Genomic DNA, 22,437 nt, shown 5'->3' with positions numbered 1-22,437 from the left:
CGTATGTCCAAAAACTAGAGATTTTCAAGGATCTCTAGTTTAAGCAAACCATTTCTGGAAAGGTTCCATCTTATTTTACGAAAATAACCCAGGGCTAAGCTTCATTTATCTTTTTGGTTAGAAGTATGAATAATTCAGGGTTACAATAATATCTCCCATTAAAATGAAACAGCCCAATACGATTATCTATTTTTCATTCGAGTTATTAAAAATGATAACTAACGGAAAATATATCGAAAAAGCTCTCCATTTGTAAACTCCCCTTCAATTCCAGGTTTTGTTAAAAAATATTCCACAATCTCTTTATTTGTAAGACCAATCTCTTTTAATCCATGGGAAATCATGGATTAATAGGAAGGCGGCGGAGTGGTAAACGCTTACGCTCCCGTTACATCAGGAGATGTAAATGTAAACATGGGTGCCTCTTCCTCTTTCCCCCAAGTAAATAGTTCTTCCGTACCAGCCCTCATTTAAGTCAATATAGCCCTTATCCATGATATCGTGTACATTAAATTAATATTTAAGGCATCCACATTATTTTCCTGTTCCACCACTTCTCCAAATTGCTCATCCGTAATCAAATATTTTCTTGCATTCAGGAATGCCTCCTTCAATATAACAGGGAAAGGTTTTTCGCTAATGTTGGAGCCATAGCTTACATACCATACTTCCATCATAAATCCTCCTTGCTTCAAGTCATTTTGAAAATTAAAGGTATATCAGTTATTGGTGTTATAACGCCATTTTCTCTAACTTTTGTTCCGATAAAAAATGAGAAATCGCTATCGAAGTAGCACCGAGCGCACTTGAATAACGCCCCAGAGCAGAAAATTTAATTTCCGTATTTTTATGATGATAATAAGATAGCCTATCTTGAAGAACGTGATTAACAGGATTGCTTAACCATCGACTAAATAGTGATATTCTATTTCCTATGATAACCATTTCTGGATTAAACGTATTGATAACTGTTGTTAAACCAATTCCAATATATTCCCCTAATGTGTTTAAAATCTGCAAAACTTCTTTATTCCCTGTTTTTGCTTCTGCTACTAGTTTCTCCAGACTTATATCATTCGTACTGCTTAATACTTTTTGTTTTTTTACATGCTCCAAAAGAGCTTGTTCCGATGCATAAAGTTCCCAGCAACCGTGATTTCCGCAACGGCATTTGGGCCCGTTTGCATTAAGGGTAACATGCCCCATTTCTCCAGAGATACCAGATGTACCAGTGTAAAGATTGTTTTTTATAATGATGCCAGTACCAATACCAACTCCAATGCTAATATACACTAAATCGGATACATTCTTCCCTCTTCCATAAAGATGTTCACCATGGACACCACAATTAGCTTCATTTTGAATTTTGACCGGAATTTTAAGTTCATTTTGTAACTCTGCTTTTAAATCAATGTTTTTCCATTTAAGATTTGGAGCGAATAAAATGTTTTCATCGAGATTGACATTACCTGGAACACCTATACCGATTCCTACTATGCCATACGTACTATCCGGAGCCTTTCTAATAAATTTTTTTATGATATCCACTAAATTGTTCTTCACATCTTCATATTCAATGCTAGTTAAGGTCTGGGTGACCTCTTCTATAATATGACCATTCAAATCCGTCAGAACACCTAGAATGTAATTAACACCCAAGTCAATTCCAACAGAATAGCCCGCAAGATTATTAAAATATAATAGCACAGGCTTTCTCCCACCACTTGATTGATTAGACTCTATTTCATATACGAATGACTCATCAAGCATTTCCGAAACCATTGTAGAAACAGTTGCTTTATTGAGTCCAGTTATTTTAGAAATCTGCGAACGGGATAGTGGTTCGTTTTTTTTAATTGAACGAAAAACAATTGATTTATTCATTTGTTTAACAAAATTTTGATCACCGGTTTGAATTTTTTGCATCTTTTTTCTCCTTTTTACAATTCTTTATCTTTATTCTATCACAGAAATCACTTGAACATCACCTTAATATTGTTTAACCATTGTACTAATTATTTTTAGAAATAACTATATTTAAATGAGTATTCGATAATAAAAATACCTTCTAATTGTAATTTTATCATTGACAACGTTTTCAATAAATACTAAACTTAGTTTTAAGCTTAAACAAAGTTATATGAACTTACTTTAACTGAATCAACGAAATAGGAGGTATTGTTAAATGAGTTATTTTCCAAACGTAGATCAGATAATTTATGAAGGATCGAGGTCAACGAATCCTTATGCGTTTAAGTTTTATAATCCGGAAGAAGCCATCGGCGGCACAAATATGGAGGATTATTTACGTTTTGCAGTAGCATACTGGCATACATTTACAGAAGATTTGTCAGACCCATTCGGCTCCGGAACAGCGGTCCGCCCTTGGGATAAATTCTCAGGAATGGATCGAGCGAAAGCCCGTGTTGAGGGAGCTTTTGAATTTTTTGAGAAGCTAAATGTTCCCTATTTCTGTTTTCATGACGTTGATATCGCACCAGAAGGAGAAACATTAAGAGAAACCAATCAAAACTTAGATACAATCGTCTCCATGATGAAAGATTATATGAAAGATAGTAAGACAAAACTGCTTTGGAATACAGCTAATAATTTTACGCATCCACGATTTATTCATGGTGCAGCATCTTCCAATCATGCAGATGTATTCGCTTACGCTGCAGCAAAAGTTAAAAAAGGATTGGAAATCGGAAAAGAACTCGGCGGAGAAAACTACGTATTTTGGGGAGGCCGTGAAGGTTATGAAACACTCCTCAACACAGATATGGAGCTCGAACTGGATAATCTCGGACGTTTCTTCCATATGGCAGTGGATTATGCGAAAGAAATCGGTTTTGATGGCCAATTCCTGATTGAACCAAAACCAAAGGAACCAACGACGCACCAATATGATTTTGATGCTGCCAGTAGCTATGCCTTTTTACAACATTATGGTTTACAGGATCACTTCAAATTGAATCTGGAAGCCAATCACGCCACACTCGCTGGTCATACTTTTGAGCACGAACTGCACTATGCGCGTGTTAACAATATCTTAGGGTCAGTAGATGCCAATCAAGGGCACCCGCTCTTAGGATGGGATACGGATGAATTCCCGACAGACTTGTACAATACGACACTTGCAATGTATGAAATTATTAAGAACGGCGGACTAGGCCGCGGCGGATTGAACTTTGATGCCAAGGTGAGACGAGGTTCATTCGAGCCGGAAGACCTCTTTCACGCACATATAGCCGGTATGGATAGTTTCGCAGTCGGGTTAAAAGTCGCTCAGAAATTATTAGATGATCAGGTTCTCGAAAATATTATAAATAATAGATACAAGAGTTATACGAATGGTATTGGTTTAGACATCGTGGAAGAAAAAACAAATTTCCACAAATTGGAGGAACATGCACTTGACTTAAGAGAAATCAATCATCAATCTGGCCAATTGGAAAAAATCAAGGCAGCAATCAATCAATATTTGCTGACAATTTATTCAGACCATTAAGAACTGAACATAAGGAGGCTGAGTAATGAAGCATGTTATTGGTGTTGATTTGGGGACAAGTGCTGTGAAGCTTTTATTGGTTAATCAGCAAGGAAACGTTGTAAAAGAAGTTTCCAAAACATATCCCCTATTACAAGAAAAAACAGGCTATAGCGAACAGAACCCTAAAGATTGGGTAGATCAAACTGTCGCCGGGCTTTCTGAACTAATTCAACAATTCAAAAGCAAATCAGATGACATTGAAGGTATCAGCTTTTCTGGACAAATGCATGGACTGGTTCTGCTTGATGAAAATCAAAATGTCCTTCGTAATGCGATTTTATGGAATGACACACGAACTACAGCGGAGTGCCAGGAGATTTATAAAAAAGTTGGAAAAGAAAGACTGCTTCGTATCACGAAAAATTTGGCTTTAGAAGGATTTACATTACCTAAATTATTATGGGTCAAAAATCATGAGCCTGAGCTTTATAGTAAAGTAAAAACTTTCTTATTACCAAAAGATTATGTCCGTTTGAAGCTTACTAAAAGTTTGCATACGGAATACTCCGATGCAGCTGGTACCTTGTTACTGGATGTAGCAGAAAAAGAATGGAGCCAGAGTATTTGCGATTTATTAGATATCGATTCGGATATATGTCCACCCTTGGCAGAATCTTATGAAGAGATCGGAACATTGATCCCTGAAGTTATTGAAAAAACAGGCTTATCCAAATCAACTCGTATCTTTACTGGCGGCGCTGATAATGTATGCGGTGCAATTGGATCAGGGGTCTTAACGGAAGGCAAAACAATGGCCAGCATCGGTACATCCGGAGTAGTTCTCGCTCATGAAGACCGCGGAGATCGCAACTTTCAGGGGAAAGTTCACTATTTCAACCATGGCGTATCAAATGCTTATTATACCATGGGCGTTACACTTGCAGCTGGACAAAGTCTTACGTGGTTTAAAGATACTTTCGCAAAAGAAAAAACGTTCGACCAATTGCTTAACAATGTTGATAAAGCTCCACCAGGCGCAAATGGTTTATTATTCACACCATATATTGCAGGTGAACGAACACCTCACGTTGATTCATCTATTCGCGGAAGTTTTATTGGAATAGATAGTTCTCACAAGATGAAACATTTTGTACGGTCTGTTATGGAAGGAGTTACATTTTCGTTAAATGAGTCTGTCCAGTTATTCCGAGATCATGGAAAGAAAATCGATCAAATCATTTCCGTTGGCGGTGGTACAAAAAATGAAACATGGCTGCAAATGCAAGCAGATATCTTTAATACGGAAGTTGTCAAATTATCCAATGAGCAAGGTCCAGGAATGGGAGCTGCAATGTTAGCAGCTTATGGTTGCGGATGGTTTAAAACACTTGAAGCTTGCGCAGAAGCTTTTTTACATGAAGAAAAAATATATGAACCAATTGAAGAAAATATAGTGATTTATCAAACATTATTTAAACTCTACCAACAAGTCTATACGTCAACACATTCACTAAATAAAAAGTTGATGCGATACCGGGAATAATGAGTTTATTTGCATGATTAATAATTTGAAAGATAATTGCTTCCATTCGGTAATACTAGAGAAAAAAGCGGAGACGATAACAAAAATATCATCTAATATGTGGGGGTTTTCTTGATTGCAAGTTGACGTTATCTTTTCATTTAAAATGGGGGAATAGAAATGCAAACTGCACAACCGGAAAAAAGTGAAACACAAATAGCCAGCACTCAAAAGTTAAAAATGAGTGAAAAGCTTACGTTCGGTATAGGAGATTTTGGAGCAAATTATAGCTGGACCTTTATCGCTTCTTTTATCACTATTTACATGACGGATACAGTAGGGATTTCTGCTGGAATAATTGGAACAATTATTTTAATTTCTCGTATTACGGACGGCTTTACTGATTTATTTATGGGGACATTGATTGATAACACGAATTCAAAAATGGGCAAAGCCAAACCATGGGTTTTTTGGACAGCACCTATTCTTGGTTTATTAACATTCATGTTATTTAATGTGCCTGGAGCATTAGGGCAAACCGGAAAAATAGTATATATTTTTTTAATCTATTTGTTTATCTCTGCAGTTTTTTATACAGCCAACAACGTCGCTTATTCTTCGCTGACTTCTCTTATGACAAACGATAAGAATGATCGTGTTTCATTAGGAAGTATCCGCTTTATTTTTTCACAGCTGGCTGTTTTATCTATTACAACATTTACAACATTTTTTATAAGCGGGTTTGGTGGCGGTCAGCAGGGATGGACAATCACAGCAATAATTTACGCTTTTTTATGTGCAGTCCCCTTAATGATTACTGGATGGTTTGTAAAAGAAAGAAATATCGCCAAGAGAAAAACTAAAGATAATATAACACAAAGAGTCCCCTTTTTTCTCATAATGAAAGTATTATTAACTAATAAATACTTTATTATCACAATTATCTTGTACTTGCTTTGGTATTTGAGACAGACAGATAATGGTATCAGGGTTTATTATGCTACTTATGTTTTTAATAATGCCGATGTTATGGCTATATTAAGCTTAGCAACTACTGTACCAACAATTATAGGATTAATGTTTACACCTAAATTTGTGGAGAAATTCGGAATTCGAAAAAGCATCATCATAGGATTGATTATTTCCATTATATCTTATCTAATAATGACTGTATTTTCAGAAAATATAACGTTGTTAACTATTGGACTTATTATAAACGCTGTAGGTGTTGTACCTTTTACCGGAGCACTCAGTGCCATCGTAGCAGATGTCGGAGATTTGGTTTACTGGAAGTCCGGAGTGCCTGTACAAGGATCTGTTTTTAGTTTAACAAGCGCAGGGATGAAGATTGGTTCTGGTTTGCAAGGAGCTATTGTTGGATGGACGCTTACTATCGGAGGATACGTTGCTGGTTCATCGATTCAACCAGACAGCTCCATCTTAGCAATGAAATCCATGCAAATATATTTCCCATTCGCATGTATCATCTTTATTATGTTGATCACATTCACATTAAATTATGAGAAATTTATTCCATCTGTAAAGAAAGAAATTCAAGAAGGTAAAGTAGGCGAATATCGCACTAAAAACTTAGTGAAACTTTAATAATATAGGGAGGAAATAAAAATGACTTTTGAATATCATGTAGCAAAAAATGGGTCTGATATGGCTAAGGGGACAAAACAAAATCCTTTTTTGACAATTAACAAAGCAGCCTCTATTGCGGCAGCAGGTGACAAAGTTATTGTGCATGAAGGAGAATACAGAGAGTGGGTAAAACCTCAAAACTCCGGATTAAGCGACCTCAGACGGGTCACTTATGAAGCAGCAGAAGGTGAAAACGTTATTATTAAAGGCTCAGAACGTATTCAAAATTGGCAGGCAGTAGAAAATAATGTATGGAAAGTTCAATTACCTAATACATTTTTTGGAGAGTATAATCCTTATGCAGAAGAAATTTTCGGGGACTGGGTCATTTATAATCCCGGAAGACATTTAGGCGATATTTATTTAAATGGGATGTCTTTTTATGAGACCGAAAGCTATGAACAACTACTGGAACCTAAGATACAAACAGAAGTATTAGATCATTGGACAAATGAGGTTGTTCCTGTTCATAATCAAGAGCAAACAAAATTTGTTTGGTTTGCAGAGGTCGATGAACACAATACAACCATCTATGCTAATTTTCATGAGTTTGATCCGAATAAAGAATTAGTAGAAATAAACGTTAGAAAATCTGTTTTTTATCCGGAAAATACAGGTATTGATTATATTACAGTCAAAGGATTTGAATTGACACAAGCAGCTACTCCATGGGCGCCGCCTACAGCTGACCAGCCTGGACTGATCGGCCCACATTGGAGTAAAGGCTGGATAATCGAGGATAATATCATTCATGATGCGAAATGCAGTGCAATCAGTATTGGGAAAGAAGCTAGCACTGGAAATAACTTTAGCAGTAAACGAAATGACAAGCCAGGGTACCAATATCAATTAGAATCAGTATTTCACGCTCGCCAAGCCGGTTGGAGCAAAGAAAAAGTCGGTTCTCATATTATCCGAAATAACACGATTTATGATTGTGGCCAGAATGGCATAGTAGGTCATCTTGGCTGTGTATTTAGCGAGATCTATAATAATCACATTTATAACATTGCATTAAAGAGAGAATTTTTCGGTCATGAGATAGCAGGTATTAAATTACATGCCGCAATTGATACGCAAATTTACAACAACCGTTTCCATGACTGTTCTCTAGGAATATGGTCAGATTGGCAAACACAAGGTACAAGGATAAGTAAAAATCTATTTTATAGAAATAATCGCGACTTGTTTGTTGAGGTTAGCAGTGGTCCATATTTAGTTGATCATAATATACTAACTGCAGACTACGCTTTAGATAATCATGCACAAGGTGGAGCTTACGTAAATAATATTATTCGCGGCAAAATGGTTCATCGAAAAATGCTGGATCGCCCAACTCCTTACCATTATCCGCACAGCACAAAGGTAGCTGGTTTTGCAGCTACTTATGGTGGAGATGACCGTTTTTATAATAATATATTCATCGGCGATACTGACTTAGAAGGAGTTGGTACAGCTCATTACAACGGCTATACAGCATCATTAGAGGAATATATTGAGACTGTAAAACAAGTACCCGGCGACCACGAGGCATTCCATAAGGTGAATCAGCCTGTATATATCAATCATAATGCATATTTCAACGGAGCAGCTTCTTTTGAAAGAGAAAATGATAAGATAGAAGCAAATTATTTCGACCCTAAACTACGTATTATTGAAGAAGGAAATGAAGTATATCTTTCTTGTGAACTTCCCGATGATTTCGAAAGCTTATTTGGAGAGATCCAATCTACCGGAACTCTACCTCGAGTACGAATCGTTGATGCAGATTTTGAAAACCCAGATGGAAGTGAAGTAACTTTAGATACAGATTATCTGGGTAAACAAAGATCAGAAAAAAGTGTTTTAGGACCAATTGTTGATTTAAGAAATGGAAAAAATCATGTGAAAGTTTGGGGATAAATATTAGTCTAAACGAGAAAAAATAATTAAACAAAAAAGGGCTTGGGTTATCAAGTCCTTTTTTCACTTACTCATATTGGAGTTGATCTTATGAAAGTAAACACAAAATACTTAAATGAAACGTGGAAGCTTTTCGTCTTAAAAAATGATTATGGCATGGAGGTAAATATATTAAATTTCGGCGGAATTATCACGAAGATTATGGCTCCCGATAAAAATAGAAAAGTTGAAAATATCGTTCTGGGATATAAAAATTACGAAGATTATGAGACAGATGCTTATTTTTTGGGCGCTATTATTGGCCGAGTAGCCGGACAAATCAAAAATGCGCAATTTTCATTAAATGGAAAACAATATGAACTAGAAGCGAATGATGGAATAAATCATTTGCACGGCGGCTCCAATGGATTTCACCAAGTCCTTTGGGAAGGGGAAATATTTGAATCAGATGAGTACGTAGATGTCACCTTGCATTATGTTAGCAATGATGGTGAAAATGGTTTCCCAGGAAATGTGGAAGCAGATGTTACATACACATTAACCAATGACAATGAATTGATATTGGACTATTGGGCACAGACGGACGAAACAACACCGCTTATTTTAACAAATCATTCCTATTTTAATTTAACAGGCAACTTACGTGATACGATACATGATCATTATGTTAGAGGTTCATTTTAAACGACCATCTGCTAAAGCAGGTGGATTTGGACATAAATGTCGACGACTAAAGTCGTTCTTCAGGCTGAAGTCCTGCTCAATGTCCATAGGCTGAAGCATACTCTAATTGTGACTAAACTCATTCTTCAATCTTGAGATTAGCGATATAATTCCTTATCATTTCCTCTGTCACAGTTCCTACCGTGGCACAAAAGTATCCTCTTGCCCATAGGTGCTGCCCCCCCCCAATACCTTTTCTTTAGTTCCTGGAATTCATCCTGTAATAATCTTGATGAACGTCCTTTTAGATATTGCAAAATTTTACTTGGTGCTATACTCGGTGGACATGAAAGCAATAAATGAATGTGGTCCTTACCCACACTGCCCTGCAAGATTGTAACACCTCTTGCTTCACACCCCTGCCTGATCAAATCTCTTGCCCTTATTGCAATTTGGCCGCGTAACATTTTATACCTGTATTTTGTTACCCATATAACGTGATACTTTATATCATAAACCGCATGACTACTTTTCTTATATCCGCCCATACTTTCACCTCACCCTTAGTATGAACATAAAAGATAAGGCTAAAAGCGGATACCATCTAAAGACGGTGGAGTTAGACCACGCATTTATAAGTTGAAAAGTTTGTTTAAAGGTTCAATAATTATCAACTTTGCCCTTTGTCGTGGAGGGCCAGACAATTGCAAAAACCCAAGGTTAAAACAAGAGAAAGTGATTCATTCTATTCAACCGCCACTTTCCATTAAAGAATCATGCGTCTTTAACTAACGTGTCATAGGTTTTTCAGTAATTGTTTTGTCCTCCGATATTCTGTTAAAATAACTCCAGTCAACGCCCACACAATGTGTTGAAATCAACTGGAGTTATCCTGTGAATGGAAGATTTCTTCCAAATTATCCAATATTTGAAACAAGGTATTTTTCGCATTCTCCTGCAAATCATTTCTTCCAATAAATTCAGAAGGCATTTGAACAAATGGACCGGGTTCAATATCCCCTCCGTACGTTTTAGCTATTTGCTCAATCATATCAGCAGTAAATTCAGGATGAAACTGGAGCCCAAAAACTCTCTTTCCATACATAAATGCCTGATTCCTACACCCTTGCCCACTTGCTAACAACACAGTATCAGCAGGCAAATCAAATGTATCGCCATGATATTGAAAAACGACCAGCTTTTCTGGCAAACCAGCAAAAATATTTTCATTTTTTCCCTCTCTTGTTAGCCTAATTTCCGTCCACCCTATCTCTTTATGGGTATGCGGATATACTTTCCCACCTAGTATTTCAGCAAGCAATTGAGCTCCCAAACAAATTCCCAGTACATACTTGTTTAAATTAATCGCTTCCTTGATTAATTGCTTTATAGACTTAAGCCAAGGATATTTGTTTTCTTCATAAGCTCCCATCGTGCCACCAAGAATAATTAACACATCAAAATCTTTTTGTACGGGAAGTTGTGCCCCGTCATATACGAGAGTGAAAGAAATGGTATAGCCTTTTTCATCGATCCATTCTTTAATCCATCCCTCTTTGGCAATCGGATCATTTATAAGGGTATGAACACGCACTAAACTTCCTCCCTCCCTTTGAACTAAAAACCTTCTTCAAAATTTATTATCGAATAAATAAGACTTATTTAAATCATCTTAGTCGATTTTTATTAATAAAACAATCAATTTATATCGGGTCTTAAAAATTCTTCCGCAAACATGTCTTATCTAAATGTATATAGATTTGAGTTTACCTAAAAATAATGATTGACACGTAACAAAAAATAGGCATGGAAAAGTTCGACCAATAAATGGACTTTTCCATGCCTATTTTTGCTTTTTTTCGATAAAAATGGGCCTGATTTCTGGAAAATGAAAGAAAAAAGCCCCCCTAAATATGTTAAAATTAAGTTGGAACAAAACAAAATATATAACACAAAAAAGGGGAACTTTCATGTCTAATCATAACACATTTAGCCAAGCAATTTACACTACCAAACGTGCTATTTCTCATTTTACTTCTAAATTATCCAAAGGGCTACAAAAACCTAATCAAGATTTTATTTTGGATATGTTTTTTGGGCTGGCAAAAAGCAGGTCCGTTTTGCTTTCCCATATTGCACGTGCGCTGGAGGAACCGATCGATGCACTCCAAACCGTCAAGCGACTGTCCAACCGTCTGGACGAGTTCCACGAAACAACTGAACTACAGGAAAATTATGATGAAATGATCAAACCCTTTATACAAAAGGAAGACAACTTGATTTTGGTCGACAACTCCGAGATTGTGAAACCTGCTGCCAATAAAATGGAGGCTCTTGGCCGTGTCCGGGACGGTTCGACAGGAAAGGTAGAGGACGGTTATTGGACAACGAATATGATTGCCGTTGCTCCCAAGACAAAACACCCTATCTCCGTCTATTCGCATTTGTATTCTTCCGCCGAAAAAGGCTTTATCAGCGAGAACGAGGAAACGTATAAGGGATTGAGTTATGTGGATCAACTGCTGGAAGGAAAAAAGGCAACATTTGTCATGGATCGTGGATACGACAATATTGAAGTCATGAAAAGAGTACTTAAGCAGGAGAATAACTTTATCATTCGGTTGAAGAAAAATCGGAATTTATGGTATCAGGGAAAGAAATTTTCCGTTCATGATTTGGCGATCCGTAGAAAAGGGAAAATTAATTTCCGCTCCGAAATAAAGGGCACCGTCTATGATTTAAAGGTTTCCCATCTAACGATGGAGATCCCTTCTCTCAAAGGAAAAAAGCTCACAATGGTTATTGTGTATGGATATGGAAAAGAGCCGATGGTGCTCTTAACCAATAAGCGAATCCGGAAGAAAGCCGAGGTCCTTTCCGTTTTAAAGGCCTATATTATCAGATGGCGAATTGAAGAAATGTTTCGCGTACAAAAGCAGGAATTTGATTTGGAAAATGTACGAGTTCGTGGCTTGTCAGGACTGAAAAGAATGTTTTCGTTTGTATCTATGATGATTACGTTCATGACGCTGAAAGTGGAAAAGCAAAATGGTTTTTTTCATTGTGTGATAGAGCGTGCAAAAGCTATTAAGGCAAAGGATCAAATTAAGATGTTTCTATATCGTTTTTCAGCAGGGATGGAGGCCATACTTAGGAAAGACAAATGCGGTGTTCGACACTTTAAATACATAAAGAAAACAAAGGGTTCGCAACAGCTAGCATTTCAGTTCTGAACCAATTAATTGAATAGTTTGAAATAAACATACAAATTAGTATGTTTATTTGTGCTGCCAAAATTAAGTTTTTATTCATAAAACCAACAAAAATTTTCACTTAAAGCTCCTACGACCGTAAACACCTATCAATTCAAGAGAAAAACGGTAAACTCAAAATATAGAACCTTGACAAAAATATACGACAAAGGTAACATATCAATATAATAGAATACTTGAAATATTGAGGGAGTCAGAAAATGCCAAATATTGATCCCGTGGAAAGATTATGCAGATTACACACACGTTTAAATGAATCAGACATAAACAAAGTAAAATCTGTAGCCGGTAACTTGCAATTTATAGCTGACCTGAATCAAGCGAATGTTTTTATTGATTGTCCTACTCCAGAAAGCAGTCATACGATTGTTGTGGCAGAAGCCGAACCATCAACCGGTATTTCTTTATATGAATTTCCTGTTATTGGTCAGTTCGCATATGAGGCCTTTGAACCCGCTGTTTTCTACACGTTAAGGACAGGTAAGCAAAAGTTCTTGAATAGAGCCTTAACACAAGAAGGTAAAATGGCGGAACAAAGTGTTGTGCCAATAAGAGGAGAACATAATCAGGTAATTGCTGTCTTAATTATGGAGAAAGATATCAGTGATAAAGTGGAGAAAGAAGATAAAATGAAAGCGCTATCCGAAGCAACCACGACACTAAGTGAAATTATGATCAGTATGGCCCAAAATGAACAAATTGTACCGGAAGTGATTGAAGAAGCCCTATTCATTATTGGATCTGACTACCGAATAAATTATTTTAATCCATCTGCAATTAATCTTGTAGATGAAATTTGCAATTCCGATTGTAAGGTAGGTTCTTCTATCATTCAATATTTCCCGTTTATGGAAGAGATTTTACAACTCCCGGAAGCTTTGCTTATGAGAGAAATTCAAATAGGGAATCGGTTTCTTCAATTAAAGAAAATCACGCTTAATAATGAAAATGAATCCAATATTTTCGTTATACTCAAAGACCTGACAGAATTGAAAGAGAAAGAAAGAGAGCTTGTCGTCAAATCCGTAGCTATTCGTGAGGTGCATCATCGAGTCAAAAACAATCTGCAAACTATTGCAAGTTTAATCCGATTACAGATGAGAAATGGCGTTCCCGAACAAAGTAAAATACTCTTTCAAGAGACACTAAACCGTATCTTGAGCATTGCGTCGGTCTATGAAGTTATTCTATCCGAATCCAGTACAGACAATGTCGACGTATACGCCCTTATTGAACGGATTGGTAATATGATCGTCTACTCTGAAAATCATTCAAATAAGGCAATTCTTATTGAATATCGAGGTTCCAAGTTAAAGCTTGTATCCAATAAAGCCATTTCCGTTGCACTAATTATAAATGAGCTGGTCCAAAATTGTATGAACCATGCCTTTACGGGAAGAGATACAGGGAATATCAAAGTTTCTTTTCGACAACTAAACAATATAATTGAATTAAATGTAAGAGATGATGGTATAGGCTATTCGCGTGATTGCGGAGCCTCCTTTGGTTTGGATATTGTAAACATGATGGTTGAGTATGACTTGGAAGGTGAGTTTACCATCGAACCTACTCAAGAAGGCACATTGGCAACAGTGACATTTCAACAAGAGAGGAGTGTTCAAATTGAAAAATCGTATCATGGTTGTTGAGGATGACTCTATCGTCCGACTGGATATTGTTGAAATGTTAAAAGTTGCTGGATTTAACGTCATTGCTGTCGCTGGTAATGGGGAAAAAGCAATTGAATTGGCTTATTCCTTACCCCCTGACCTAATCATCATGGATATAAAAATGCCTAAATTAAATGGATTAAAGGCTAGTAAAATTATTGGAAATAGTCTTCATACACCAATTTTACTATTAACCGCATATAGCCAGCAGGAATTTATTGAAAAGGCAAAGCAGCCTAATATTGTCGGGTATTTAGTGAAACCTATTTCTGAGTCTCGATTAATCCCGGCGGTTGAAATCGCATTGAAACAAGCCGACTACCAGAATAACTTAAGAGAAAAAGTTGAAGATATGAACAAGGAACTTCAAAATCGAAAAATAATTGAGAGAGCAAAAGGATTATTAATGGAACATTTACAGGCAAGTGAAGATGCTGCCTACAAAAAGCTAAGAAACATGAGCATGGATCAGCAAATAACAATGGATCAGATCGCCGAGAAAGTCATCATTAAATATCAGTCTTAATTTCATTACAAGTAAATAACACTGGCAAAGGTGCTTATCTCCTTTAGGGTTTCTAAAAGGGATAAGCACCTTTGTGCATTTTTAAAGTTTAAATTAACACATTTTTATCCCTATTGTTCGACTTCAACTTGATATAGATCATAATTATTAAAAAATGGAGGAATATGTATGGAGCAGATAGGTAATATTATTGTTTATATCATTATGGCTTGTGCAGTCATGGGCGCCTTTGCAGCAATGAGGGACAGTGATAACGGCCTAGGGAAGGAGTTTATGGAAGGCATTTATACGGTTGGACCAATATTTGCGAATTCCGCTGGGATTATGGCATCCATCCCGTATTTATCTAAGTTTATTACCAATGTTTTCGGACCTTTCTTTGATAAATTAGGTGCGGATCAAGCTATTGCCGCAACATCCATTCTGGCAACAGACATGGGCGGGTATCAATTAGCGGATGTTTTAAAACAATCCTATGAAGGCTGGATCATGGCAATGATTGTTGGATTTATGGCAGGTGCGACCATTGTATTTTCCATTCCCTTAGGATTGCCAATGCTTGATAAACGCGATCATAAGTTTATGGCACTTGGTATTATGTCGGGACTACTAACCATCCCAATAGGTGCACTAATAGCCAGTGTTATCATCGTACTAACCAATGTCGATATCCGTACGACCATCGACACAACTTCCGCGTCAACATACGAATTTACACTTAGTTACGCACAAATTTTAATTAATCTGCTACCTTTATTCATTTTTGTCGTCATTATCGCGTTAGGCTTGTATTTCTTTTCCGATCTCATGATTAAATGTTTTATGATATTTGGTAAATTCTTAGACATTAGTATTAAAATCGTATTAGTATTTTCGATCGCAGAAATTTTCACTGGGTTCTTTTCCACTATATTTGGAGCATGGGGATTTGATCCAATTATGGCAGACGGCGAAGATAACTTTAGGGCATTGGAGAATGCAGGTAATATTGCCATTATGTTAGCAGGCGCCTTTCCAATGGTATATTTAATTCGGAAGTACTTATCCAAGCCCCTTACTGCAGTTGGTCGAAAAATCGGTTTAAGTGAAGCTGGCAGCGCGGGAATTCTGGCTACAGTCGCAAATATATTGGCCATGTTTAAGCTAGTACGCGATATGCCGCCAAAGGATAAGGTAATCAATATTTCGTTTGGCGTCTCATCGGCGTTTTTATTAGGGGATCATCTATCGTATACAGCTAACTTTCAACCTACCTTAATCCCTGCAGTCTTAATCGGTAAATTTTGTGCCGGTACACTAGGGATTGCCTTAGCATATTGGATTTGTGTACCAAAAGCACGCGAGTTGGAAAGGATAGATAGAGAGGCTGGTATAATTGGTAAGGATGAGTATGTCGAACAAAAAAAAGAGGATATCGCATAATACAAGCCTTATCACTCCGACACAAATTAAAAGAACCCCGAACAATAGATCCTGTTCGGGGTTCTTTTTTAATATACGGATTAAGTCGCTTGGCGTTAGAGCTAAAAACGACAAAATCCCCCTGGATTCTAGAAATACAGAATCCAAAGGGATAATCCAAAAATTATTAAAAGTAATTCGATGTAATTCCTCCATCAACATTTAGAAGAGCTCCATTCGTCCAATCTGATTCATCGGAAGCTAAATATAACGCACAGTTTACGATATCTTCCGGTTTTCCAAAACGACCGGATGGCTGCCGATCCAATCGTTCTTTCTTTGCTTCTTCATCCGATACGAGCCATTCCATTAGTAAAGGGGTTTCAATTGGCCCTGGGCAAATCGCGTTAGTACGAATTCCTTTTGGCCTAAATTGGATAGCAAGTGACTTCGTGAGTGAACATACAGCACCTTTGGAAGCTGTATAAGCGTCCTGAGGTACGCTACATCCCATAAAAGCGACAAATGAAGCAATGTTAATAATGGAACCCGATTGGTTTTTCTCCATTTCCGGGATCACATATTTCGTCATAAAGAAAATACCTTTTAAATTAATATTCATGACCGCATCCCAAACCTTTTCAGTTGTATCTACCACAGAATGATCTTCCTCCGGCATGATACCAGCATTATTGTACAACACATCTATTTTTCCATACTCCTTAACGATCTTGGATACCGAACCAGCGACATTTGCTTCATTGGATATATCACATTGAAAAAAACTTGCCTCTCCACCTTGATCTTTTATCTCCTTGACCGTTTTTCTTCCTGCTTCCTCATTCACCTCTAAAACCGCAATTTTCCCGCCTTCTTTGGCAAACATTTGCGCGGCAGTTTTTCCCATGCCTCCACCTGCTCCAGTAATAATGCATACTTTATCTTTCAATCTCATGTTATTCCCACCTTAATTCATTTATTTAACATTGCTCAAAGTAACGGGCACGTTCCCAACCGGTTACAAATCTATCAAACTCTTTTTGCTCTACTTTCGCTGCGTGTAAATAATGATTTGCAACATCTTCACCCAGTGTAGCTTTAACGACATCGCTTTTTTTCCATTCAAAGATTGCCTCATGAAGCGAAGATGGAATTTGCGGGACTTGTTCACTTGTATATGCATTCCCTTTTAGTTCATCTACTAGCTCCAATTTATGTTCAATACCATACAGACCTGCTGCAATTAACGCGGAATAGGCTAAATACGGATTCATATCTGCTCCGGGAATTCTGGTTTCAAATCTTAGATTATTACCATTGCCAACTACTCGATACCCCGCGGATCGATTGTCACGGCTCCAAACAATATTGGTTGGTGCCCAGCTATTCGGTGCAAAACGCTTATACGAATTCACATATGGTGCAAAAAATAATGAAAAGTCTTTTGTATACTGAATGACACCCGCTAGAAAATGTTTCATGGTAGTAGACATTGGATGATCGATGTCCTGCTCATTGAAAAAGGCATTTTTCCCCGTATGGATATCTGTCAAACTCAAATGAATATGTCCACTTGATCCTGTCCATTCATGGTGTGGCTTTGCCATAAACGTAATGGCATAGTCATTTTGCATACATATTTCTTTCATTCCGTGCTTTAACATAATGTGTTGATCGGCCGCTGTTAACGCATCAGCATATTTAAGATTAAATTCATGTTGTCCAATTGCTGCTTCCCCTTTAGAGGATTCAACAGGTATTCCTGCCTGGGTCATATATTGACGTATCCGTTGATAAATCGGCTCATTCCTTGTTCCTTGCAACAGGTTATAATCTTCCATATGGTGTCCGGCTAGTCGAAGATTGGCATACCCTTTTTCATGAATGGATTCATACGAATCCCGAAACAGGTAAAATTCCAACTCACTAGCCATAAAAGGCTGTAATCCAACATCCGCAGCTCGTGACAATTGTTGTTTTAATAAATTTCTCGGAGCGATAGGAACAAGTGCGCCATCTTCTAGGTGGTGTACATCACAAAACACCAATGCCGTCTTTTCCAACCAAGGAATAACCTTCAATGTTGTCCAGTCAGGTTTAGCTAACCAATCTCCATAACCTTTATCCCAGTTCATCGCCTCGAAGCCTTCTGGAACATTCTGGTCAAAGTCTGTTCCGAGTAAATACGTACAAAAATGGGCACCATCATCCAAATTATGTTCAAGACAATATTCACCCGTAACCCTTTTACCCATTAACCTCCCTTGCATATCGCAAAATCCAATAACAACTGTGTCAATCTCATCCTCTCTAATCATATCCAATAACTGTTCTCTGGTGACTGTTCCTGCCCCCCGTAGATCATTCATGACTTTTCCCATGGTTTCTCTCCTTTTTTACTAGGTATTTTACAACTAGCTATTTTCTACAAATGAATACCTTACTGATTTAGGCTTAAAGAAATATATTTCAACTCCAAAAATCCATCTAATCCATAATGGCCACCTTCGCGACCCATGCCACTTTCTTTTATTCCTCCGAATGGTGCTTGCGGAACACTTAACTGGGTACCATTTACACCTACCATGCCGAATTCTAATGTTTCACTTACCCGATGGACGCGATTTACATCATTTGTGAAAAAGTAAGCTGCTAACCCATAAGGTGAGCGATTAGCTAGTTCAATTACTTCAGCTTCCTGTTCAAAAGATAGAATAGGTGCGACCGGGCCAAATATTTCTTCATTCACTAAGTCCATCTTCTCTGTGACATCGGAAAGCACAGTTGGTGCATAAAATAATCCATTATGAGATGTGATTTTTTCACCACCAGTTAAAATATCAGCTCCTTTTTCTACTGCATCTACGACCAAACGCTCGACATTGTCTAAAGCTGCCTGATTAATTAACGGACCAACCTGTACATTGTCTTCTGTACCGCAACCTACGTTTAGTTGTTTTACACGAGCGACTATTTTTTCTGTTAATCCCTGTCTAATTGATTCATGGACAAGAATGATATTAATTCCGTTACACATCTGCCCGCAGTTTTCAAATTTATTATCAACAATCGCTGCCGCTGCCTGATCCAAATCAGCATCAGGGAAAACTATCACTGGTGCGTTCCCTCCCAGTTCAAGGGAAATTCTTTTCACCTGATCGGCTGCTTGTTTCATTAACACCTTTCCAATATCTGTTGATCCAGTAAAAGAAATTTTTCGAACGCGTTCATCTGCAAACAGAACCTCGGAAATAACGGATGCCTTCCCAGTCAGAAGATTAGCCACACCATTAGGGATCCCTGTCGCCATCAATTCATCAAACAATGCGATCGCAATTCTTGGCGTTTCGCTTGAAGGTTTGACGACAACGGTACAACCTGCCGCTAATGCAGGAGCAACTTTTCTAGCAACCATGGCTCCTGGGAAATTCCAAGGAGTGATTAACCCACATACACCGACTGGCTGTTTGAGAACGGTGATTCGCTGATTAGTACTTGACGGTGGAATCGTCTCGCCATAAATTCGCTTTCCTTCTTGAGCATACCATTGGATAAACTTGGAACAACCTGCGATTTCACCCTCTGCTTCATACATTGGTTTCCCCTGCTCTTCACTCATAATTCTGGCCAGCTCTTGTTTATGCTCTAATAAATTAGCCGCCCATTTTTCTAAATAATCGGCTCGTTCCTCTGCTGTTAGACAAGCCCAATGTTGAAATGCATTTGCGGCTGAAGCCACCGCATTTTTTACTTCTGTTTGCCCTGCACTGGGAATGGTACCAATCACCTGTTGGTTTGCCGGGTTGAATACTTCCAGTGTCGTGGCAGTGGTTACCTGTTCGCCGTTTATCCAGTTGTAATTTAATAATGTTTTTGCCATGTAATAATCATCCTTTCATTAAAATCCTGCAACCAAATGGAGACTCACCAAAAACTACTATTCAAGTGCCTTTGCAAGCGTCTTTATTTACTACCCACTATAAATTACTTCACCGATGTTAATCGTAAATTCATAAAGTATGGATCGCCCCCATGATTAAACATTTAAATGTCAGCGCTTACTATTCCTTAAGCAACTTTTCATTTTAAAAATAAATGAAACGTGTACGCACAACAAAAAAGGCGCTTTGAAACCACCTTACACAAAAAGCGAGTTTCATTAAGCACCTTTGCTTATTTGATATTTACTTTAATTTAAATTTTACTAAATAAATATATACTTGTCAATATTTCGTTTATGTCATATACTCTTAGCATGAAAAAATCTAAAATACATTGGCTGGGGAGTGTTTATCATCCATACATTAAATAAGTTATTAATCGAACTTGTAAACATTGACAGTTCCACAAAAGCTGGTGCAAATGAAGCAATTGACTATTGTTATCATTGGTTAGACAGACAAGGGATAAACAATATAAGTAGATTGGAAAATAACGGATATAGGATGCTGGTATGTACAATTGGAAGTGGTGAAAAAACCCTTGTATTAAATGGGCATGTGGATGTTGTAAGCGGTAAACCGGAACAATTTAACCCCATAGAAAAAGACGGAAAATTATATGGTAGAGGAACTGCAGATATGAAAGCTGGTGTGGCAGCAATTATGTGGGCAATTGTGGAATTAAACAAGAAAGAATTAAGTTGCAATGTTCAATTACAACTTGTTTCTGACGAAGAAATAGGCGGTAAAAATTGTGCGGCCTATTTAACGGATTCCGGATATAAAGGAGATTTTGCCATTTGTGCGGAACCGACTCAATTAGGAATCGGACTCCAAGCAAAAGGTGTCTTGCAAATGGATATTACATTAACAGGAAAGTCTGCACATGCCAGCAGACCTTGGGAAGGCGAAAATGCAATTGTTCGTGCACTTCGCTTATATGATCGTCTATTAAAATTACCTTTCGCACAGGAATCAAGCGACTTTTTCCGAAAGCCATCTATAAACCTATCCAAAATACAGGGTGGCGAAGTCTATAATAAGGTTCCTGATTCCTGTATCCTTTCCATGGATATAAGGTTTTTACCTACGCAAAACAGTGATAAGATTCTTAACCAGATAAAAAGCATAACAGATTGTGAGATAGACATTAACCTGTATGGTGATCCAGTGATGAACACATTAGATGAGCCGCATTTGCAAAAACTAATACCGATTATAAAACAAAAAGCCTTGATAGAAGATGTTCACGTTTTTGGGCAGCATGGTTTCGCCGATACAAGGTACTTTTCAAGGTTTGGTATTCCGGCCATTGAATTCGGTCCATCCGGTGATCATTGGCATGGGAATGATGAGTATGTGGTATTAGATTCTGTGGAAACGTATAAGGAGACTCTTGTTGATTTTGCGGTTAAATTTGAAGAATAGCAATACATCGCCGGGAACGAATGGTAGAATTGCTTGGATTCGATAAGTTGATAGAAAACTCTTATGATGCTATTGGCACAGAGGATTATTTAATCGCATCCGCACAAGCTTTAATTAGCCTAATGACAAATATGGGGCGCTGGATTCAAGAGCTTTTACGAATAGCTTCATAAGGAGCTTGATTAATTAAAGTTTCCGATGCTTATGTTCAAATAAGTAGTATTATGCCTCAGAAAAGGAACCCTGTATCCATTGAGTATTCTCGTTCGATTGCTAGCAGTGCAGTAGCTAAGGGAATGGCAGTTAATCAGACAATTCACAACACTACATATGGGGACATTAATGATACGGAAGATGATTTACAACCACATTTATATACTGGTTTTAAAAAAGCAAACCGTGTATTAAAGTTAATGTGTGCAGTTATTTTAACAATGGATTTTGATAAAGAACGCGCTTACCAGCAAGCTAGGGAAAACATGATAACAATTACCGAACTCCTGATGTGCATCCCATTCTCTGTCCGTAATTTAACGGCAAAACGGTCATGTGGATTAGATTCTTCAAGCTGCGGATCAACTTCAAACCCGGCTTTCAAAACCCGCAAAAAAAAGCATGAAGCAGTGTTTTTGCGGGTTTTAATTATATAGTGTTATTCGCTATTCACCTTACACTAAAGACCCGGAATGCCAAATTCTTATTTCCATTTAGGGCAACACGATAACTGTAACTTTGAACATGTTCAATCTCGCCATTTCCCCATCAAATACGCTGCACCATCGACAAGCGAATCATAGGCATCATCCGAAATAAGCCCCTCATTTCGCTGGTGTTCCAGGAGATTTTGCAAGCCATCCAAATGCTTGAGGACTTTTTCCGTCTGCTCTGTCTCTTCAAAGCGCTTTACTGCAGCCAGGTGAACGTCCAAAGATCTTGCCGTATTTTCATTAGAAAAAGCTCCCTTGTCCTGCA

At 37.6% G+C, this 22,437-nt stretch carries 19 protein-coding genes and 1 pseudogene; 12 read left to right on the top strand and 8 right to left on the bottom strand.

Annotation, left to right across the window (positions count from 1 at the left end; all coding sequences use genetic code 11):
• Positions 1-470: 470 nt before the first annotated feature.
• Positions 471-674, bottom strand: a complete 204-nt coding sequence (locus ACPYKA_RS06880; RefSeq protein WP_479541609.1) for a hypothetical protein — start codon at positions 672-674, stop codon at positions 471-473.
• Between the two features lie 58 nt (positions 675-732).
• Positions 733-1,926: an ROK family protein gene (locus tag ACPYKA_RS06875; RefSeq protein WP_479541608.1), complete on the bottom strand. Its 1,194-nt coding sequence runs from the start codon at positions 1,924-1,926 to the stop codon at positions 733-735.
• Between the two features lie 259 nt (positions 1,927-2,185).
• On the opposite strand from ACPYKA_RS06875, the gene xylA reads away from it, so the two are divergent.
• From xylA to ACPYKA_RS06850, 5 genes are all read left to right on the top strand, one after another.
• Positions 2,186-3,511 (top strand): xylose isomerase, encoded by a 1,326-nt coding sequence (gene xylA, locus ACPYKA_RS06870; protein WP_479541607.1) that lies wholly within the window; start codon positions 2,186-2,188, stop codon positions 3,509-3,511.
• Positions 3,512-3,536: 25 nt separating this feature from the next.
• Positions 3,537-5,036 carry a xylulokinase gene (gene xylB, locus ACPYKA_RS06865; protein WP_479541606.1) on the top strand — a complete coding sequence of 500 codons (1,500 nt, stop codon included), beginning with the start codon at positions 3,537-3,539 and terminating at the stop codon, positions 5,034-5,036.
• A 159-nt stretch (positions 5,037-5,195) separates the two neighbouring features.
• A complete protein-coding gene (locus ACPYKA_RS06860; protein ID WP_479541605.1) occupies positions 5,196-6,620 on the top strand; it encodes an MFS transporter in 1,425 nt (474 codons plus the stop codon).
• Between the two features lie 21 nt (positions 6,621-6,641).
• Complete coding sequence (locus ACPYKA_RS06855) at positions 6,642-8,564, top strand: right-handed parallel beta-helix repeat-containing protein (protein WP_479541604.1); 1,923 nt, start codon at positions 6,642-6,644, stop codon at positions 8,562-8,564.
• 90 nt (positions 8,565-8,654) lie between these two features.
• Positions 8,655-9,248 (top strand): aldose epimerase family protein, encoded by a 594-nt coding sequence (locus tag ACPYKA_RS06850; protein WP_479541603.1) that lies wholly within the window; start codon positions 8,655-8,657, stop codon positions 9,246-9,248.
• A 118-nt stretch (positions 9,249-9,366) separates the two neighbouring features.
• Here the strand turns inward: ACPYKA_RS06850 and tnpA are convergent.
• Both tnpA and ACPYKA_RS06840 read right to left on the bottom strand, forming a co-directional pair.
• Positions 9,367-9,775 (bottom strand): annotated as a pseudogene (tnpA, locus tag ACPYKA_RS06845) (IS200/IS605 family transposase).
• A gap of 329 nt (positions 9,776-10,104) precedes the next feature.
• Positions 10,105-10,821 (bottom strand): type 1 glutamine amidotransferase, encoded by a 717-nt coding sequence (locus ACPYKA_RS06840; protein ID WP_479541602.1) that lies wholly within the window; start codon positions 10,819-10,821, stop codon positions 10,105-10,107.
• 319 nt (positions 10,822-11,140) lie between these two features.
• Here ACPYKA_RS06840 and ACPYKA_RS06835 point away from each other — a divergent pair, with 319 nt between their 5' ends.
• The 4 genes from ACPYKA_RS06835 (at position 11,141) to eutH (ending at position 16,117) form a co-directional block, all read left to right on the top strand.
• Complete coding sequence (locus tag ACPYKA_RS06835) at positions 11,141-12,460, top strand: transposase (RefSeq protein ID WP_479541601.1); 1,320 nt, start codon at positions 11,141-11,143, stop codon at positions 12,458-12,460.
• A gap of 239 nt (positions 12,461-12,699) precedes the next feature.
• A complete protein-coding gene (locus tag ACPYKA_RS06830; protein ID WP_479541600.1) occupies positions 12,700-14,148 on the top strand; it encodes a sensor histidine kinase in 1,449 nt (482 codons plus the stop codon).
• Positions 14,123-14,695, top strand: a complete 573-nt coding sequence (locus ACPYKA_RS06825; RefSeq protein WP_479541599.1) for an ANTAR domain-containing response regulator — start codon at positions 14,123-14,125, stop codon at positions 14,693-14,695. The genes ACPYKA_RS06830 and ACPYKA_RS06825 overlap by 26 nt, the downstream gene beginning before the upstream one ends.
• Positions 14,696-14,863: 168 nt before the next feature.
• Positions 14,864-16,117: an ethanolamine utilization protein EutH gene (eutH, locus tag ACPYKA_RS06820; RefSeq protein ID WP_479541598.1), complete on the top strand. Its 1,254-nt coding sequence runs from the start codon at positions 14,864-14,866 to the stop codon at positions 16,115-16,117.
• A gap of 166 nt (positions 16,118-16,283) precedes the next feature.
• Here the strand turns inward: eutH and ACPYKA_RS06815 are convergent, their stop codons facing one another.
• The 3 genes from ACPYKA_RS06815 to ACPYKA_RS06805 are packed head-to-tail and all read right to left on the bottom strand — an operon-like array spanning position 16,284 to position 19,976.
• Complete coding sequence (locus ACPYKA_RS06815; protein ID WP_479541597.1) at positions 16,284-17,051, bottom strand: SDR family NAD(P)-dependent oxidoreductase; 768 nt, start codon at positions 17,049-17,051, stop codon at positions 16,284-16,286.
• A gap of 25 nt (positions 17,052-17,076) precedes the next feature.
• Complete coding sequence (locus ACPYKA_RS06810; RefSeq protein ID WP_479541596.1) at positions 17,077-18,477, bottom strand: glutamine synthetase family protein; 1,401 nt, start codon at positions 18,475-18,477, stop codon at positions 17,077-17,079.
• A 59-nt stretch (positions 18,478-18,536) separates the two neighbouring features.
• A complete protein-coding gene (locus ACPYKA_RS06805; protein WP_479541595.1) occupies positions 18,537-19,976 on the bottom strand; it encodes an NAD-dependent succinate-semialdehyde dehydrogenase in 1,440 nt (479 codons plus the stop codon).
• Positions 19,977-20,382: 406 nt separating this feature from the next.
• Here ACPYKA_RS06805 and ACPYKA_RS06800 point away from each other — a divergent pair, with 406 nt between their 5' ends.
• From ACPYKA_RS06800 to ACPYKA_RS06790, 3 genes are all read left to right on the top strand, one after another.
• Positions 20,383-21,465, top strand: coding sequence for a M20 family metallopeptidase (locus ACPYKA_RS06800; RefSeq protein ID WP_479541594.1), 1,083 nt, complete (start codon positions 20,383-20,385; stop codon positions 21,463-21,465).
• Positions 21,466-21,485: 20 nt separating this feature from the next.
• Complete coding sequence (locus tag ACPYKA_RS06795; RefSeq protein ID WP_479541593.1) at positions 21,486-21,638, top strand: hypothetical protein; 153 nt, start codon at positions 21,486-21,488, stop codon at positions 21,636-21,638.
• A 123-nt stretch (positions 21,639-21,761) separates the two neighbouring features.
• Positions 21,762-22,115 (top strand): hypothetical protein, encoded by a 354-nt coding sequence (locus ACPYKA_RS06790; protein ID WP_479541592.1) that lies wholly within the window; start codon positions 21,762-21,764, stop codon positions 22,113-22,115.
• 92 nt (positions 22,116-22,207) lie between these two features.
• Here ACPYKA_RS06790 and ACPYKA_RS06785 read toward each other — a convergent pair.
• A partial coding sequence (locus ACPYKA_RS06785) for an FIMAH domain-containing protein (RefSeq protein WP_479541591.1) occupies positions 22,208-22,437 on the bottom strand: 230 nt, incomplete at its 5' end.

The sequence above is a fragment of the Pseudogracilibacillus amylolyticus (SeqCode) genome (genome assembly GCF_051918545.1).
In the GTDB taxonomy this organism is placed as follows: Bacteria; Bacillota; Bacilli; order Bacillales; family Amphibacillaceae; genus Pseudogracilibacillus.
Note: the sequence above shows the minus strand (reverse complement) of the source record. Positions and strands in the feature narration are given on the sequence as shown.

Excerpts from the sequence above, each read along its gene's own strand:
- ACPYKA_RS06880 (WP_479541609.1), bottom strand. The coding sequence starts at position 674 with ATGGAAGTATGGTATGTAAGCTATGGCTCCAACATTAGCGAAAAACCT.
- ACPYKA_RS06835 (WP_479541601.1), top strand. The coding sequence starts at position 11,141 with ATGTTAAAATTAAGTTGGAACAAAACAAAATATATAACACAAAAAAGG.
- xylB (WP_479541606.1), top strand. The coding sequence starts at position 3,537 with ATGAAGCATGTTATTGGTGTTGATTTGGGGACAAGTGCTGTGAAGCTT.
- ACPYKA_RS06850 (WP_479541603.1), top strand. The coding sequence starts at position 8,655 with ATGAAAGTAAACACAAAATACTTAAATGAAACGTGGAAGCTTTTCGTC.
- xylA (WP_479541607.1), top strand. The coding sequence starts at position 2,186 with ATGAGTTATTTTCCAAACGTAGATCAGATAATTTATGAAGGATCGAGG.
- ACPYKA_RS06875 (WP_479541608.1), bottom strand. The coding sequence starts at position 1,926 with ATGCAAAAAATTCAAACCGGTGATCAAAATTTTGTTAAACAAATGAAT.
- ACPYKA_RS06805 (WP_479541595.1), bottom strand. The coding sequence starts at position 19,976 with ATGGCAAAAACATTATTAAATTACAACTGGATAAACGGCGAACAGGTA.
- ACPYKA_RS06860 (WP_479541605.1), top strand. The coding sequence starts at position 5,196 with ATGCAAACTGCACAACCGGAAAAAAGTGAAACACAAATAGCCAGCACT.
- ACPYKA_RS06855 (WP_479541604.1), top strand. The coding sequence starts at position 6,642 with ATGACTTTTGAATATCATGTAGCAAAAAATGGGTCTGATATGGCTAAG.
- ACPYKA_RS06815 (WP_479541597.1), bottom strand. The coding sequence starts at position 17,051 with ATGAGATTGAAAGATAAAGTATGCATTATTACTGGAGCAGGTGGAGGC.
- eutH (WP_479541598.1), top strand. The coding sequence starts at position 14,864 with ATGGAGCAGATAGGTAATATTATTGTTTATATCATTATGGCTTGTGCA.
- ACPYKA_RS06830 (WP_479541600.1), top strand. The coding sequence starts at position 12,700 with ATGCCAAATATTGATCCCGTGGAAAGATTATGCAGATTACACACACGT.
- ACPYKA_RS06810 (WP_479541596.1), bottom strand. The coding sequence starts at position 18,477 with ATGGGAAAAGTCATGAATGATCTACGGGGGGCAGGAACAGTCACCAGA.
- ACPYKA_RS06795 (WP_479541593.1), top strand. The coding sequence starts at position 21,486 with ATGGTAGAATTGCTTGGATTCGATAAGTTGATAGAAAACTCTTATGAT.
- ACPYKA_RS06790 (WP_479541592.1), top strand. The coding sequence starts at position 21,762 with ATGGCAGTTAATCAGACAATTCACAACACTACATATGGGGACATTAAT.